The sequence below is a fragment of the Rhodococcoides navarretei genome, assembly GCF_038069675.1.
Classification (GTDB): Bacteria; Actinomycetota; Actinomycetes; order Mycobacteriales; family Mycobacteriaceae; genus Rhodococcoides; species Rhodococcoides navarretei.
This window is the reverse complement of record NZ_JBBPCN010000001.1, coordinates 5,110,064-5,125,420: the sequence shown is the minus strand read 5'-3', so window position 1 is coordinate 5,125,420 and position 15,357 is coordinate 5,110,064. Positions and strand designations below refer to the sequence as shown.

Below are 15,357 nucleotides of genomic sequence, written 5' to 3'. Positions count from 1 at the left end.
CGTCATCCGCCGAGTACCTCACCCTCACGGCGTGGGTCGGCTCCTCCGATCCACCCGCCGTCGGTGCGCTCGAGTGCGCTCAGTCCACTGGACTGGTCTGCGACCGACACCTGGTGGCCCATCTCGCGGAGCTGCACCACCACCGGATCGTCCTCACCCGAGACGTTCGGGTGTTCACCGCCGTAGTTGGTCGACGGTGTGTTGGCGGCACCGAAATCGACCATCGACACCGCCTGCTGTGGGTCCATGCCCCAATCGAGCAGTCCCACCAACGTTTTGACGACGAACTGGATGATCACCGATCCGCCGGGAGAGCCGGTGACGAGCGCAAGGTCGCCGCGCGCGCCGTCGTCGCCACGATCGAAGACCAGTGTCGGGGCCATCGAGCTGCGCGGACGCTTCCCCGGCTCGACGCGGTTGGCCACCGGAGTTCCGTCCTCGGCCACCGGCGAGGCCGAGAAGTCGGTGAGCTGATTGTTGAGCAGGAACCCGTCGACCATGTGGAACGAGCCGAAGGCCGACTCGACTGTCGTCGTCATCGAGGCCGCGTTGCCCTCGCTGTCGACGACGGAGATGTGGCTGGTGCCGTATTCGGGATCGGTGGACGAGGCGAACTGGACCGGGCCGAAGTCGCCGGGCTGCGCGGTACCCATCGACCGACCCTCGTCGATCAGTCCTGCTCGCTCGCTGAGGTATTCGGGATCGAGCAACGCGTCGGGCGACCCACCGGGCAGGGGCACGAAGTCCGGATCGGCCACGTACTTGTCACGATCGGCATACGCGAGGCGCTCGGCCTCGGCGATCAGGTGCACACCCTCGGCCGTCGGGGTGCCGCCGTTGGCGTCCATCCCCGTCGGCGCGTATTGCGCGAGATCGAAGTTGGAGAGAATTCCCATCGCCGATGCCACCGCGATACCGCCCGAGGACGGACCGGGCATACCGCAGATGTCGTGGTCGCGGTACTCGGTGCACACGGCCGTACGAGTCTTGGGCTCGTACGCGGCGAGATCCTCCAGCGTGATCTGTCCGGGGGTACGGCCTGCGGTGGTGTCGGCGGTCGCATCGACGATGGCCTGCGCGATATCACCGGTGTAGAAGGCGTCGGCACCGTCGGTTGCGATGGCGGAGAGCGTCTTCGACATCGCCGGGTTGTTCAGAACCGTCCCGGCCGGCTTGCCGGTGCCGTCCGGCTGTAGAAAGTACTCCTTGGACGCGGGGTCGAGGGCGAGCTTCGGTGCCGAGTCGGCAATGGACGACGCCATGCGCGGGCTGATCTCGATTCCGTTGTCCGCGAGACCGATTGCGGGTTGGAAGAGCTCACCCCACGGTTGGGTGCCGTGATCGTCGTGGGCCTGCTCGAGCATGCGCAGGACTCCCGGAACACCGATCGACCGCCCACTCGAACGGGCATCGGGTTGCGGCAGAGTGCGATTGACGTCGTCGATGTACCGCAGGTAATCGCCGGTCGCGCTCATCGGGGCGGTCTCGCGGCCGTCGTAGCTCTGAACTTCCCCGGTGGCCGCGTCGTAGTACATCAGGAAGGCGCCGCCGCCGATTCCGGACGACTGCGGTTCGACGAGGCCCAGTACCGTCTGCGCGACGATCAGTGCGTCGGCCGCGGTACCGCCGTCGCGCAGGACCGCGCACGCGGCCTCGGTGGAGACCGGATTGGCGGTCGAGACCGAGTACGAGGCCGTTTCCACCGGGGTCATGTTCGTTCGATACCCGGTCGCCACTTCCGGATTGGTGGAGATGTCGCCCGAACTCGCGCTCGGCGTCGCTCCTATCGGGGTGCCGCCACTGGCACCGAGGACACAACTGTTCTCGGCCGCGGAGTCGGGATCGGTGCTCTCGCCGCTACTGCACGCGGCGAGCGGCACCAGCAGCAGGGCACAGGCAAGGACAGTCGAGCGGTGCACTCCGATTGCAGACACCGACCGACGCTAACACCGAGTTCACCGTCGTTCGGCAGATTCGAGAAGCCAGTGTGCGATGGGCGCCGGCCTGCCGAACAGAAAGCCCTGCGCGAAGCGGCATTCGAGAGCTTCGATGATCGCGGCCTGCTCCTCGGTCTCGACGCCCTCGGCCACGGTGGCCACCGGAAGCGCCGATGCCATGGCGACGATGGCGCGAATCAGCTGGGTATCGGATTCGGAACTGCCGATCTGGTGGACGAAGGACTTGTCGATCTTGAGCAGCGCGATCGGCATCGCGCGCAACCTGCTCAGCGAGGAGTAGCCGATACCGAAGTCGTCGAGCACGATGAGCACCCCCATCGCGGCGAGTCGGTCGAGAACGCTTCTGGCCGCGCCCATGTCGTCGATCAGGACGCTCTCGGTGATCTCGAGCGCCAGATCCGCTCCGTCGAGGCCGTACGTGTCGAGGAGTCGTCCGACGACGACGGGCAGTGAATCGTCGCGCAATTGCATCGGGGAGACGTTCACCGACATGGTGACGTCTTGGCCGTTCGCGCGTAACGTCACCAGGTCCGAGAGCGCGGTACGCAGCACCCATTCGCCGATCTCCTGGATGAGATTGGTCGATTCGGCGATCGGAACGAACTCGTTGGGGGCGCGTACACGTCCTTGCCAGTTCCAGCGGACCAATGCCTCGTAGACGACTGTTGCGCGCGAGGCGGTCGCGATGATCGGCTGGTAGTACACCTCGAGCTCACCGCGCCGGATCGCGCCGCGCAGCGCGGTGGCCGTCTCGATGGCCGATGTCGCACGAGCGCGGAGGGACTCGTCGAAGAACGCGAAGCGCGCCGGCCCGAGAGACTTGGCGTGATACATCGCGGTGTCGGCCTCGCGGATGGCGTCGTGCAGTCGGTCCGCGTCGGCGATGCCCACCGATGCCGTGACGTATGCCGTTGCCGCGCTGAGTGGGAACGGTTCGTTCATTCGATCGATGATGCGGCGGGCCAACGCTTCTGCACCACCGCGATCGCGTCGGGTCAGCACGACGAACTCGTCGCCCGCGTACCGAACCACGGTGTCGGCTGCGCCGACTGCGGAGCGGATCCGGCTCGCCGCAGCCATGATCAGTTCGTCGCCTACTCGGTGGCCGTACGAGTCGTTGACCATCTTGAAGTTGTCGAGGTCGACGAACAGGACGCACGTTCGTCCTGGACTCTGGGCGCGCTCGAGCAGGGTGAATTCCTCGTCGAGCATCGTGCGGTTCGGAAGGCCGGTCAACAGATCGTGAGCGGCCAGATATTTCGCGTGCTCTTCGCTCGCCTGCACTCTGGTCAGTGCGCGTTCCCCACGGAGGAAGGCACCCACCAGGATCGAGGCGAGCAACAACGACCGCACGATCAGATCTCCGGTGGATACCGCCGAGCCGAGCAGCGGCACCGTAGCGCACACGCACAGCATGAGCACCACGAACACGACGCGGCGGCTGCTGTGCGCGGGCGCAGGAATCTGGCGTTGGGAGACGGTGCGCATCGACGGATCGAGCGCGGCCATCGCGAGGGAGAGGTACGCGAACAGGTAGATGCCGTCGAGCAATCCCGACGCAGGCGCGTCGGGGGTGGTGGCAGCGAAGGCGTACGAGACGTCGCCGACGAGTGTTGCAACGAGGGCGATCAGGGCCCACTGCAGCGCAGCCGTGCGGGGCTTGGCGGAGAACAGCAGGTAGGTGGTCAGGGTGATCAACGCCGCGTCGATCGCCGGATACACCCCGTTCAGCACCGTCGATGCCGACGAGCGCGGCGATTCCAGCGCAGGCGAGATGAACAGTAGCCACGACAGGAACAGGGTGCCGAGGAAGATCAGACCGGCGTCGACGAGCGGAGTGATGTCGTCGATCGACTTACGATCTCGAATCCAACGCGAGAGTGCGTACCCGACGAGTGCGTACCCGGTGAGCGTGAACAGGTCCGGCAGCAGTGGGAACGAGTGATTCAGTGCGCTGGGATCACTGCGGAGGGAGACCCCGAACATGAACAACACCGAGGCACCGAGCAGGGCCCACCAGCATCGGGAATCATCGGGTCGATAGCGACGGATGGCAGCGGTGATGGCGAGTACCGAACCGACGGCGACGGTGGCCAGGACACCGGCGCGCACCCCGGCGTCCCCGAGTACGAACACGGTGGTCGCGACGACGGCCACGGTGATCAGGCCGGCGGTTCGTTTCGAATGCATGGCGAAGGGGGCAGCGACCTTCGTATTCATCGAAGGACCCACTTCCTTGTCACTCGCGGCGATCACATGGCATTCGCGACGCCTTCATCGGTGAATATACGTCGTAGCGCAGTGCGTACGACGCCGAAGTTCGCCCTCTGCGTCGAAAGCAAGCCAACCGATGTTGCGAGGGCGACGTCGTCAACCAAGGGTTGACGTCAGGTGATCGTCAACTTAGAGTTGACGTATGACCGAATCGCTGAAGATGACGAATCCCGTCCGTCTCGACGACCTCATCGAGGCCATCGAAAAAGTGCATACGGATACCCTCGATCAGTTGTCCGGCGCGGTGATCGCCGCCGACGCTCTCGGCGAGGTCGCCGATCATCTGATCGGACATTTCGTCGACCGCGCCCGTCGCTCCGGGGCGTCCTGGACCGCCATCGGTGCATCCATGGGGGTCAGCAAACAGGCGGTGCAGAAGCGTTTCGTCGCCAAGGGTGGTGACGATCCGGCCGATCTCGATGCCAGTCAGGGCTTCTCGCGTTTCACCCCGCGGGCTCGCAACGTGGTGGTCGGAGCGCAGAACGAGGCGCGGGCCACGGCCAACGACCGAATCACGACCGGGCATTTGATCCTCGGCCTGCTCGGCGAACCCGAGGGGTCGGCAGCGATGTTGTTGGGTGCTCAGGGGCAGACGCCCGAACGGATCCGTTCTGCGGTGACGGCGACATTGCCGGAACCGACCGACCCGATCCCGGACCTGGTGCCGTTCGACGCCGGTGCCAAGAAGGTGTTGGAACTGACGTTCCGCGAAGCGCTTCGCTTGGGGCACAAGTACATCGGCACCGAGCACATTCTGCTGGCATTGTTGGAGAACGAGGATGCCACCCTTGCGGAGCTCGGAGTCCGCAAGGGGGCGATCGAAGAGGGGCTGGCCGCTCTGGAGAGCTAGGGCTGCGCCGACTTCTTCCGCTCCACGGCGGAGCGCACCTCCTCCTCGATCAGGTCGCCGTTGATGGCAGCGCCCGCTTTCGTTCCGGCCGCCGACGCCGCAACCACCGTGTCCATCGGCGCGGACACGTTGCCTGCAACCCAGACGCCAGGAACGGATGTGGCACCGACGGGGTCGGCCTCGACGTACGTGCCGAGGACGTTCTCGTTCATGACCATCTCGGTGGTGCCGATCCCCAGCGACACCAGGATGTCCGCGCGGGAGGTGAAGTTGGGTCCCACGACCAACGCGTCGAGCGCAATTCGTTCGCCGTTCGCGAGCGTCACCCCCACGATGGCGTCGTTGTCGACGTCGATTCGAGCGATTTCCTCGTCGACGACGGCAATGCCGCGTGCGTCGAGTCGCTCGAGATCACCCGCAGCCAATTCCGTTGCCGTGTGGGCGAATACCGTGACGTGCTCGGTGAGTTGGCGCCACATCTGTGCCTGGTGCCCGACCATGGCGCTGCCGATGATTCCGACAACGCGATCCCGCACCTCCCAGCCGTGGCAGTACGGGCAGTGCAGAACGTCGCGACCCCATCGCTCGGCGAGGCCCGGAATGTCCGGCAGGACGTCGGTGAGGCCCGTGGTGACCAGGATCCTCCGGCCGCGGACGACCGAACCGTCGGCGAGGGTCACCTCGAACCCGGATGCGGTTCTCCTCGCCGAGGTCGCGACGCCGTCGACGATGCGTGCGCCGTAGTGCCGCGCCTCGTCTCGGCCGAGTCGAACCAGTTCGAGAGGTGACGCGCCGTCGCGGGTGAGGTAGTTGTGAGAGTGCGCTGCCGGCGCGTTGCGCGGGTCACCGGCATCGATGATCACGACGGATCGTCGGGAACGGCCGAGGGCGACGGCGGCGCTGAGTCCGGCGACTCCGCCGCCGACGATGATCGCGTCGACCGGAAGGTGTGGATCGGTGTCTGTAGTCATGTCGACAGTGTCCGACTCAGATCGAATACTGGCAAATATTCTTGCCGCATCGGCAAATGGTGGAATCGAAAAGTACCCGACGTCGTAATCGAAGGCGTGAAACGGGCGAATAGCCGAATTGTGATCGCGCCGACCGGTGTCGTGGTCTCCGGTGGTCGTCGTAAGCGCGCATGCACCGCTTGAACAGGGAGTTCGCTCGAGGTGTACTGGTCGGTAAGAATCGAGCCGGGGGGGCGCATGGGGCACTTCGAGATCGGAGAGACCGTGATCACGGTCCGCAATCTGGGGCACGTTCGGTGGCGTAGCGGTATCCCGAAGGGAACCGTGGGAATCGTTGTCGGCGTCGACTGGCTCGGGGATGCTCGTGTGGACTTCGCCGTCGACGAGTCGATGCGCACCCGTGGTGAGACGGTGGAGCATATCGTCGCCGACGGTGACGTCCGCACTGTGCGGGCCGCTCCCCGCCGTCTGATCGGCTAGTTGCCTGCGGTTCGCTCGTCGTCGGTCGCGGGACCGGTTTCTACGGCTCCGCCTTCGCTCGACCAGTCGTTGTCCTCCGCTGCCGCGGCCGGATCGGACGTCACGTCCTCCCTGGCGTCGGGTGCAGTGTCGTCGTTCTTCGAGTCGTTGTTGTGGGTAGTCATGAGGCCGGACTACCCGCGCGGCGGAAGAAGCAATCGTCGGCCACCGCGCGGGCGAGCGTTCGGTGTCTCTACAGCCCGAAGGGCAGCGTTCCCGGTGCCAGCTCGAAGCCGCTGCTGCCAGCGGAGATGGAGCCGAAGCCACTGAGGATCTGGTTGATGAACGCGGTGATCATGTAATTCCTCTGTTCGATGCGATGGACCGTGTGTCCTGGACAACCCGATCGAGATTACCGGCAGCTGTAGCGTCGACGCTGTGAGGAGCCAGGGAATTCTCGTCGGTCTTGCTGTGAGCGCCGGTCTGCTTGGGGGCTGTTCGTCGGATTCTTCGGTACCGGAGGGGCCTGCTGTGTCGGCGGAGGCGTCTGTTCCGCTGAACTACGTCGCGCTGGGTGACTCGGCCGCATCGGGCCCGCGTATCCCCGACCAGATCGGTGTTCCGGGATGTCAGCAGTCCGACGCCAACTATCCTCACGTGCTCGCCGAGGAATTGGCGACCGGCTCGTTCGTCGATGTGACCTGCTCGGGTGCCGTCACCGAGAACATCGTCGCCACACCACAGAGCACATCCAGCGGTGAGGTGCCCGTGCAACTCGACGCGCTGACCCCCGACACCGATCTGGTGACCGTCACGATCGGCGGCAACGACATCGGGCTCGTCTCGACGGCGGTGCAATGCCTGACGTTCGCGGACACCTCGGCCACCAACATCTGCAAGGACCGCCTCACCGCAGGCGGCGTCGATACCGTGGCGACGGCCATCGCCGACAGAGCACCCAGCTGGGGAGCGATGCTCGACGCGGTGGCCGAACGTGCGCCCGAGGCACGGATTCTGGTGGTCGGCTACGGCACCTATCTGCCGGACGGCGGTTGCTTTCCCACCCAACCGATGCTGCCCGAGGACGCCGACTACATCCAGGGCAACATCACCGCGATGAACGAGGCCCTGCGAACGCAGGCGGAGGAACACGGTGCGGAATTCGTCGACACCGAGGCGCTGAGCGTCGGCCACGACGTGTGCGTGGCTCCGGACCAGCGGTACTTCGAGGGCGTCGTCCCGCAGAATCCTGCTGCGCCGCTGCACCCCACGGCGGCGGGGATGGCAGCGATCGGTGACGCGGTCGCCTCTGCCGTGCGTGCCGGATAGGGAACCACGAAACCGTAACTGGCTCTTCTCAGGCGAGCCGGTCGACGTGAAGTCTTGACCGCATGGTGTCGTCTTCCGCAGTTCTCGGTGTGTTCGCAGTGGCTCTCGCGTTGGTTCTGACGCCGGGACCGAACATGATCTACCTTGTCTCGCGCAGCATTTCGCAGGGCCGACGGGCGGGTGCGGTGTCGCTGGCCGGAGTCGCACTCGGCTTCCTGGTCTATCTGACGGCCACCAATCTCGGCCTGGCGGCGGTGTTCACCGCCGTGCCCGCGCTCTACACGGCGGTCAAGCTCGCCGGCGCGGCCTACCTCGCCTGGCTGGCTGTGCAGGCGCTGCGCGGGAGCGTCTCGGCATTCGAACCGACCGAGCTGCAGCAGGATTCGACTCGGCGACTGTTCACCATGGGTTTGGTGACCAACCTGCTGAACCCGAAGATCGCGATCATGTACATCTCGGTCATCCCGCAGTTCGTCGATCCCGCGGCCGGTCACCTTCTGCTGCAGGGATTCACGCTCGGCAGTGTGCAGATCGCGGTGGCGGTGGCGGTCAACCTGGCGATCGTGGTGCTGGCCGGATCGATCGCGCAGTTCCTGGCCGTCCGCCCCACGTGGCTGAGGGTGCAGCGCTACCTCATGGGCACGGTGCTCGGGCTACTGGCGGTGCGGATCGCCACCGACGGCGGCAGGCCCGTGCCCGCGTGAGCTGTATGCGCTCCAGCCGCCGAATTCGGTGATGTCGGTTCCTTTCTCGGCCGCATCGTGCGCGCAGCAGAATCCGGTGACCCAGCGACCGTCGGACAATTCGACCGGACCCAGACCCATCGGCGCGGGCAACCCCGCGAGGAAGGTCCCGAGCGCGGCAGCGGACATGCGGTAGAGCTCTCCGGAGATGGGAGCGCCGGCACCCGCGCGCCGCACCAGGCCTGGCTTGGGCGGGGTGGTGTGCAGATCCACCAGCCGGTAGTCCGCCGTGGTGGTCACCTCACCACTGAATCGCGCACCGCGATCGGTCAATTGGTGATGCACCGGAAAGCCGCGCAGATGCGCACCGACGACCAGTACCTCGATGCCGTCCTCGATCAGAGTCGGTGACGGTGTGCCGCTCAGTCGTGCGGCGAGGTCTATCGCGATCTGATCCTCGAACGCCGGTACCACGACCATGACCCCGAACGGGGTGCCGTCGTGCGTCGGGGCACCGGGAACGGCCACCGCAGCCATGTCGAGTAGGTTGCAGAAGTTGGTGAACGTGCCGAGGCGTCGATTGATATTCTTCGGATCCGCTTGCACCGCAGCAATAGTGGGATGTTCGGTGGTGGTGGGCAACAGCAGGCCGTCGACGTCGCTCAGAAGTGCGCGGGCAGTGGTCTTCGCTCGCGCGAGTGTGTCGAGATCGTCCACATATCGGTGGGCGGACGGCCCTGCGGCGGAGCGGACTATCGCAGCGACCGTGGGGTCGGCACCGGCAGGCTCGGTGTCGAGGAACTTCCCGACGGCCGAATAGCGTTGCGCCACCATCGCTCCGTCGTACAGCAGTGTGGCCGCGTCGAGTAGCTCCGAGATATCGACCTCGACGTGGGTGAAGCCCTTCTCGGCCAGGCCGGCCACCGTCTCCTCGAATGCCCGACGGTACGCCGGGCTCAACGACGCCAGATCCTCACCTCGCGGGATGGCGACCCGGGGCTCCGGTGACGCGGCCAGTCGCACGTCGGCCGGCCACGCCCGGCTGCGTGGATCGGTGATGGTGGGCCCGGTCATCACGTTCATCGCTGCAGTGGCACTGTCGAGATCGCGCGCGAGAACGGTGACGCAGTCGTAGTCGACGCACGCGGGCACGACGCCGGTGGTCGGCACGATACCCAGCGAGGCCTTGATGCCCACGATTCCGTGGAAGGCTGCGGGCACTCGTCCGGATCCCGCTGTGTCGGTTCCGATTCCGATGTCCGCGATGCCCAGTGCCACGGCGACGGCCGAACCCGAACTGGATCCGCCCGAGACCAACGTCGGGTCCCAGGCACAGCGCACCGCGCCGTACGGGCTACGGGTGCCGACCAATCCGGTGGCGAACTGATCCAAGTTGGTCTTGCCCAGCACCAATGCGCCCTGGCTCGTCAGTCGCTCGACGGCGACAGCGGACTCCGTAGGAATGTAGGCGAACTCGGGGCACGCCGCGGTGGTGGGCAGACCCGCCACGTCGATGTTGTCCTTGACCGCGACGAGCGTACCGGCGAGCGGTAGATCCGCACCGGCCGCGAGCGCCTCGTCCAGCGACACGGCCTCGGCCAGCACGTCGTCCTCGTCGCGCAGGGTGATCCACACCTCGGGTCGATCCACCTCGGCGATTCGTTTGTAGGCCTGCAGAACTCGGTCTCGGACCTCAGGCAGCATCGATCTTGCCTTTCTTGTCGAATTCGCCCGCAGCCGACCACGCGTCACGCTCGGCACCGAAGGCCACGGCTTGCGTTGCACGGAACTCGGCGATGGAGTCCGCGTTGGTGTCCAGGAAGGTCTCGTGCTCGGCGAGTGAGAACTCACCGTCGGTGATCTCCACTCCACCGCCGCGGCCTGCGGCCAGGTCGGCGCGCAGATCCATCAGCTCCTCGGGTTCGACCGAGTACCAGGAGATTCGGTCGAAGAACCGCAACAGCCACGGGGTTCCCTCCTCGAACGGGCCGCCGCTGTAGGCGGCACTGTGGTTCCACACCTGCGTGGTTCGACCCACGAACTGATACCCGCCTGGGCCCTCCATGCCGTAGATGCAGAGGTACGCCCCGCCGATCCCGACGGCGTTCTCCGGCGTCCAGGTTCGCGCCGGGTTGTACTTGGTCGTCACCAGGCGGTGTCGTGGATCCAGTGGCGTGGCGACCGGAGCACCCAGGTACACGTCACCGAGTCCGAGCACCATGTAGTCCGCCGCGAAGACGGTGTCGAACACGTCTGCCACGGAGTCGAGTCCGTTCATCCGCCGGATGAACTCGATGTTCCAGGGGCACCACGGGGCGTCGGCGCGCACGCCGTGCATGTACCGCTGAATTGCTTCCCGGGTCGAGGGGTCGTCCCACGAGAGCGGGAGGCGAACCTGGCGGCTGGGGACCACGAGTTCCGAGGCCGCGGGAAGGTCGTCCTCGACCTCGGACAGCAGGCCCATCAACGAATCGATCGACAGCACATCGGGATTCACCTTCACCTGCAACGAGCGGATGCCAGGTGTCAGGTCCAACAGGCCCCGGGGCGCGATACCCTCGATCCGCTGGTGCAGGGCGTGTACCCGGGCACGCAGTGTGAGGTCGAGCTTCATGTCCCCGTACTCGACGAGCACGTTGTCGTCGCCCGATCGGCGGTAGGTGACGCACGTGTCGGCGTCGCGTCGAGCGATGACGCCGTCGTCCCCGTCTCCGCCTGCGGAGAACACTGCGGGCAGCGACGCTCGACGAGCGAGACCGAGTGATCCCAGCGGCGCGGTGGCTGCGGCTCGCACCGGAACGAAGCGAATGGTGTCCCCCGGTCGCAGCTGGCCGAGCTTCCACCGCTCGGCGGCGACAACGGTGACGGGACAGACGAATCCGCCGAGGCTCGGGCCGTCGGGTCCGAGCAGGATCGGGGTGTCGCCGGTGAAGTCCAAAGCCCCGACGCTGTAGGCGTTGTCGTGAATGTTCGACGGGTGCAGTCCGGCCTCGCCGCCGTCGGTCCTGGCCCACTGCGGCTTCGGCCCGATCAGCCGGACTCCGGTGCGATCGGAGTTGAAGTGCACCTCGTAGCGGGTGGCGTAGAGGGTGTCGATGTCGTCGCGGGTGAAGAACTCCGGTGCGCCGTGCGGCCCCTCGGTGACGGCGATGTCCCAGCTGGACGTCAGCACCGGTAGGTGTTCCATGGGAATGGGTCCGAGCACAGCGGAGTTGTCCGAGCGGCCGGCCAGGCCGATGACATCACCCTCACCGAGGGTGCCGCCGCGATGCCCGCCGAACTTGCCGAGCGTGAAAGTTGCTGCGCTGCCCAGATAGTCGTCGACATCGAGGCTGCCCTGGATCAGCACGTACACCCGCAGGCCGTGGCCGGTGGTGGTGCCGACATCGAGGGTCGACCCGGCGGGGACCAGAACCGGTTTCCACTGCGGGACCGGTCGGCCGTCGATGCGTACCGGTACCGCGGCACCGGTGACGCAGACATAGGTGTCGGCATCGAAAGTCAGGGCCGGCCCGGCCATGGTGGATTCGAGCCCCGGAGCACCCTCGGGATTGCCGAGTGCGACGTTGCCCAGCCGAAACGACAGATCGTCCATCGGCCCCGACGGCGGCACGCCCACCTTCCAGTAGCCGATGCGTCCGGGCCAGTCCTGCACCGTGGTGATCATCCCGGGTCGTTGCACGGTCATCTTGGCGGCCGTACTGTTCACAGCGTTCATGCCCCTGCCGACTCTCGCGTCACGATCATCTGCACTGCGGTGGGGTCGAACCCGTTGCAGGGGTTGTTGATCTGCGGGCAGTTGGACACCAGCACCAGCGTGTCGATCTCGGCGCGCAGCGAGAGCTTCTTGCCGGGGGCCGACAAACCGTCGACGATGCCGAGGGTGCCGTCCGCGTCGACGGGGACGTTCATGAAGAAGTTGATGTTGGGGGCCAGGTCTCGCTTGCCGAGACCCCACTTGGAACCTTCGATGAGGAAGTTCTCGACGCACGCGTGCTGGTGCTGGGTGTGGTGGCCGTAGCGCAGGGTGTTCGATTCTTTGGAGCAGGCGCCGCCGACGGTGTCGTGGTTGCCGACCTCGTCCTCGACGATCGTCATCAGCGGCGTCGAATCATCGCTGCGCAGAACGGTTCCGGTGGTGAGGAACAAGTTCTGTTGCGCGGTGACCGTCGCAGCGGCGGAGTACCGGAGCGCATGATCGTGCGCTCCGTACAGCAGAGTGTCGACGGCCTGATTGCCGTAGAGGTCGACGATGGTCAGGATGTCACCGGCTTCGACGACGGCGGACCAGGGTCCGAACGCAGGGGCGATCTCGTCGCGGACGATCGTGGTCTCGGGGGTTCTGGTGGTCACTGCACTGGTGGTCACTGCGCTGCCTTCCATGCGTTCTCGGTGTTCTGCACTGCGCGCTGGTATTCCGGCTCCGGGTTGTCGAGCGTGAGCAGCTCTTCGGGTGCCTTCCAGGCCAGCACGTCGAGGGTCGTTGTCGGGTACTCGGGGCTGGGGTCGAGTGGGTGAGCGGTGTTGGCCAGCAACACGATCACCGGCAGGTGGATGAGCAGGTCCACCGAGCGGCCCGGTCCGGCCGAGCCGGTGCTGACGAGGCTCCCGTCCGCGGCGACGGTGACGCCGTGGAAGAACGACAGGGACGGCGCGACGTCGCGTGGTTCGAGTCCGTGCTTGGCTGCGGCGAGGGTGAACAGTTCACGCCCAGCCGGAGCCGACGAATGTGGTCCGCTGACTCCGTATTTGGCGACATTGGTCGCGGTGGAGGTGGTCCCGCACAGTGCGTCGTGGCAACCGGAGGTGTCGGCGACGATGGTGGCCAGCACGCGGCCCTGGTCCGAGAGCAGGGGGTGGCCCGAGCTCAGGTACGCCTGCCACGGCACCTTGACGGTGTCGGCGGTGTTGAGTCGTTCCCACGGGGCGTCGGCGCGGTAGAGCAGCAGATTGGCGCAGGCGGCACCGTCGACGTCGACCAGTCGCAGGCGAGTTCCGCGAGCGAGGACCTTGGTGGCGTAGCTGCCGCCGGGAACCGATTCGGCCCACGTGAGCTCCGAGATGCCCTCCGGAGCGGTGGGGGCCGGTGCGACGGTCGCCTGGGACCGCGCATGTTCCTTGGCCGAATGGGTGGTTGCTGTGCTCATGGGAGTTCAGGCTCCGATCGTGACGGGCTTCGGGTGGGCTTTGCCGTGGGGAAGGCAGGCGATGCCCACGACGATCACGGCGAGGACGGTCAAAGGTGCCGCCCACCGCAGTAGTGGGAATTCGCCGGTGGGGTCGAAGATCTCGGCCCGCGGCCAGGACAGGTTGATCACCATCAGTCCGCCGTAGAGAACTGCGGCGATGTTGACCGGCAGGCCGAGTCGGCCGAGAGTGAAGAGCTTCTCGCCGTCGGAATCATGCTGCACGCCGCCGTGCGGCCAGCCCTTGAGTCGCTGGACCAGCAGCGGGACGGTCACCATCATGTAGGCGAGGTAGATCAGCACGATGCACACGCTCGACAGCGTGGTGAAGATCGCGGAGTTGCCGACGTTGACCGCCAGGATCGCGATGCAGGCGAGTCCGATGAGGACCGAGGGTGCGATGGGGGTTCCGGTGCGCGAGTTGACCTTCGCGAGAGCCGTCGAGGCGGGCAGTCGCCCGTCGCGGGCCATGGAGAACATCAGCCGTGATGCCGCGGTCTGGATGGCGAGGGTGCAGATGAACACGGCGATGGCGACGTCGACGAGCAGGACCTTGCCCGACGGGGACGTGAGGATCGAGTCGATGACGTACGGAAGTCCCTGCGTCGCAAGCTGACCGTCGGTTAGGCTCGGTGCCGCCATGAGTGCGCCGACGATCATCAGGCCGCCGCCCAGTGCCGATGCGGACAGGGCCAGGCGGATGGTGCGCGGCGCGACGCGTCGGGGATTGCGGGTCTCCTCGGCGAGTTCGCCTGCCGATCCGAAGCCGACCATGACGTAGGCGGCCATCAGGCCCGAGACGATCCAGGCGCCGATGTAGCCGGGATCGGCTCCGGCACTTCCGGTGTCGAAGACCACCTGCGGGCCACGTTCGGCGTGGGTGAAGAACACCAGAACGAGGGCGATGACGCCGACGATCTCGCAGGTGACGCCGATGCTGTTGATGCGCGACATCCAGTTCACGCCGATGCAGTTGATGGTGGTGGTGAGCACCAGCAGAATCGAGCCCAGCACAACGGCATTCGCAGCACCGCTCGGTGAGGTGAGCGCGGTGTCCTCGCCGATCAGCTGGAATCCACCCCAGATGCTGGGCAGTACCACCTGCAGTGCGATGGCCGCGGCGGAAGCGGTGACGATCTGCGCGATGATCATGAACCAACCGGCGAACCACCCGACCAGTTCACCGCCCATTCGCCGCGACCAGTGGTAGATCGCGCCCGAGATGGGATAGCGGGCTGCGAGTTCGGCGAAGTTGAGGGCCACCATGAACTGGCCGAGGAACACCAGCGGCCAGGTGAGGAAGAAGGCCGGGCCGCCGAAGCTGAAGCCGAGGCCGAAGAGCTGGAAGATGGTGGTGAGGATCGAGACGAACGAGAAGCCGGCCGCGAACGACGCATACTTGCCGAGACTGCGGTGCAGTTGCTGGTCGTACCCGAGGGCCGCCAGATCCGAATGGTCGGTGGTGGACGACGGTTCCGAACCCGCGCCCGGGGCCGGCAATGTTGTCGAGCTCATGTTCTCTCCTACAGGCGAGGTGGGTGGTGAGTGACCGCCCGCTGCATCGCCGAGGCGGGTTTCTGTCAGTTGATAGTTTTCGGCACCGCCGTTCCCGGGCGGTGACCGTCGTGCAACAAGCTCGTTTCGTCT

The 15,357-nt window shown here is 66.1% G+C and carries 13 protein-coding genes; 4 read left to right on the top strand and 9 right to left on the bottom strand.

What is annotated here, in order from left to right; translation table 11 throughout:
- Nucleotides 1-2: 2 nt before the first annotated feature.
- Both ggt and AABD04_RS24210 read right to left on the bottom strand, forming a co-directional pair.
- Nucleotides 3-1,934: a gamma-glutamyltransferase gene (gene ggt / locus AABD04_RS24215; RefSeq protein WP_243609377.1), complete on the bottom strand. Its 1,932-nt coding sequence runs from the start codon at nt 1,932-1,934 to the stop codon at nt 3-5.
- 21 nt (nt 1,935-1,955) lie between these two features.
- On the bottom strand, nt 1,956-4,178 hold the full coding sequence (locus AABD04_RS24210; protein WP_341442803.1) for a putative bifunctional diguanylate cyclase/phosphodiesterase: 2,223 nt from the start codon (nt 4,176-4,178) through the stop codon (nt 1,956-1,958).
- A 196-nt stretch (nt 4,179-4,374) separates the two neighbouring features.
- Here AABD04_RS24210 and AABD04_RS24205 point away from each other — a divergent pair, with 196 nt between their 5' ends.
- Nucleotides 4,375-5,082 (top strand): Clp protease N-terminal domain-containing protein, encoded by a 708-nt coding sequence (locus AABD04_RS24205; RefSeq protein ID WP_243609375.1) that lies wholly within the window; start codon nt 4,375-4,377, stop codon nt 5,080-5,082.
- Here the strand turns inward: AABD04_RS24205 and AABD04_RS24200 are convergent.
- Nucleotides 5,079-6,053: an NAD(P)/FAD-dependent oxidoreductase gene (locus tag AABD04_RS24200; RefSeq protein ID WP_243609374.1), complete on the bottom strand. Its 975-nt coding sequence runs from the start codon at nt 6,051-6,053 to the stop codon at nt 5,079-5,081. The two genes, AABD04_RS24205 and AABD04_RS24200, sit on opposite strands and share 4 nt — an antisense overlap.
- Nucleotides 6,054-6,290: 237 nt before the next feature.
- On the opposite strand from AABD04_RS24200, the gene AABD04_RS24195 reads away from it, so the two are divergent.
- A complete protein-coding gene (locus AABD04_RS24195) occupies nt 6,291-6,533 on the top strand; it encodes a hypothetical protein (protein ID WP_335741210.1) in 243 nt (80 codons plus the stop codon).
- Here the strand turns inward: AABD04_RS24195 and AABD04_RS24190 are convergent.
- Entirely contained in the window at nt 6,530-6,697 is a 168-nt protein-coding gene (locus AABD04_RS24190) for a hypothetical protein (RefSeq protein WP_341442802.1), read from the bottom strand. The two genes, AABD04_RS24195 and AABD04_RS24190, sit on opposite strands and share 4 nt — an antisense overlap.
- Before the next feature lie 253 nt (nt 6,698-6,950).
- Between AABD04_RS24190 and AABD04_RS24185 the strand changes: the two genes are divergently transcribed.
- Together AABD04_RS24185 and AABD04_RS24180 are read left to right on the top strand one after the other, a co-directional pair.
- Complete coding sequence (locus AABD04_RS24185) at nt 6,951-7,841, top strand: SGNH/GDSL hydrolase family protein (protein ID WP_341442801.1); 891 nt, start codon at nt 6,951-6,953, stop codon at nt 7,839-7,841.
- 62 nt (nt 7,842-7,903) lie between these two features.
- The gene (locus AABD04_RS24180) at nt 7,904-8,545 is read left to right on the top strand and encodes a LysE family translocator (RefSeq protein ID WP_341442800.1); all 642 of its coding nucleotides are present in this window, start codon (nt 7,904-7,906) and stop codon (nt 8,543-8,545) included.
- Here the strand turns inward: AABD04_RS24180 and atzF are convergent.
- The 5 genes from atzF to AABD04_RS24155 are packed head-to-tail and all read right to left on the bottom strand — an operon-like array spanning nt 8,495 to nt 15,225.
- Nucleotides 8,495-10,228 (bottom strand): allophanate hydrolase, encoded by a 1,734-nt coding sequence (gene atzF / locus AABD04_RS24175; protein ID WP_341442799.1) that lies wholly within the window; start codon nt 10,226-10,228, stop codon nt 8,495-8,497. The two genes, AABD04_RS24180 and atzF, sit on opposite strands and share 51 nt — an antisense overlap.
- On the bottom strand, nt 10,218-12,242 hold the full coding sequence (locus AABD04_RS24170) for a 5-oxoprolinase/urea amidolyase family protein (protein WP_341442798.1): 2,025 nt from the start codon (nt 12,240-12,242) through the stop codon (nt 10,218-10,220). The genes atzF and AABD04_RS24170 overlap by 11 nt, the downstream gene beginning before the upstream one ends.
- Nucleotides 12,239-12,907 carry an urea amidolyase associated protein UAAP2 gene (locus AABD04_RS24165; RefSeq protein ID WP_341442797.1) on the bottom strand — a complete coding sequence of 223 codons (669 nt, stop codon included), beginning with the start codon at nt 12,905-12,907 and terminating at the stop codon, nt 12,239-12,241. Before AABD04_RS24165 ends, AABD04_RS24170 begins: the two co-directional genes overlap by 4 nt.
- Complete coding sequence (locus AABD04_RS24160; protein WP_341442796.1) at nt 12,889-13,671, bottom strand: urea amidolyase associated protein UAAP1; 783 nt, start codon at nt 13,669-13,671, stop codon at nt 12,889-12,891. The genes AABD04_RS24165 and AABD04_RS24160 overlap by 19 nt, the downstream gene beginning before the upstream one ends.
- Nucleotides 13,672-13,677: 6 nt before the next feature.
- A complete protein-coding gene (locus tag AABD04_RS24155) occupies nt 13,678-15,225 on the bottom strand; it encodes an amino acid permease (protein WP_341442795.1) in 1,548 nt (515 codons plus the stop codon).
- Between the last annotated feature and the right edge of the window lie 132 nt (nt 15,226-15,357).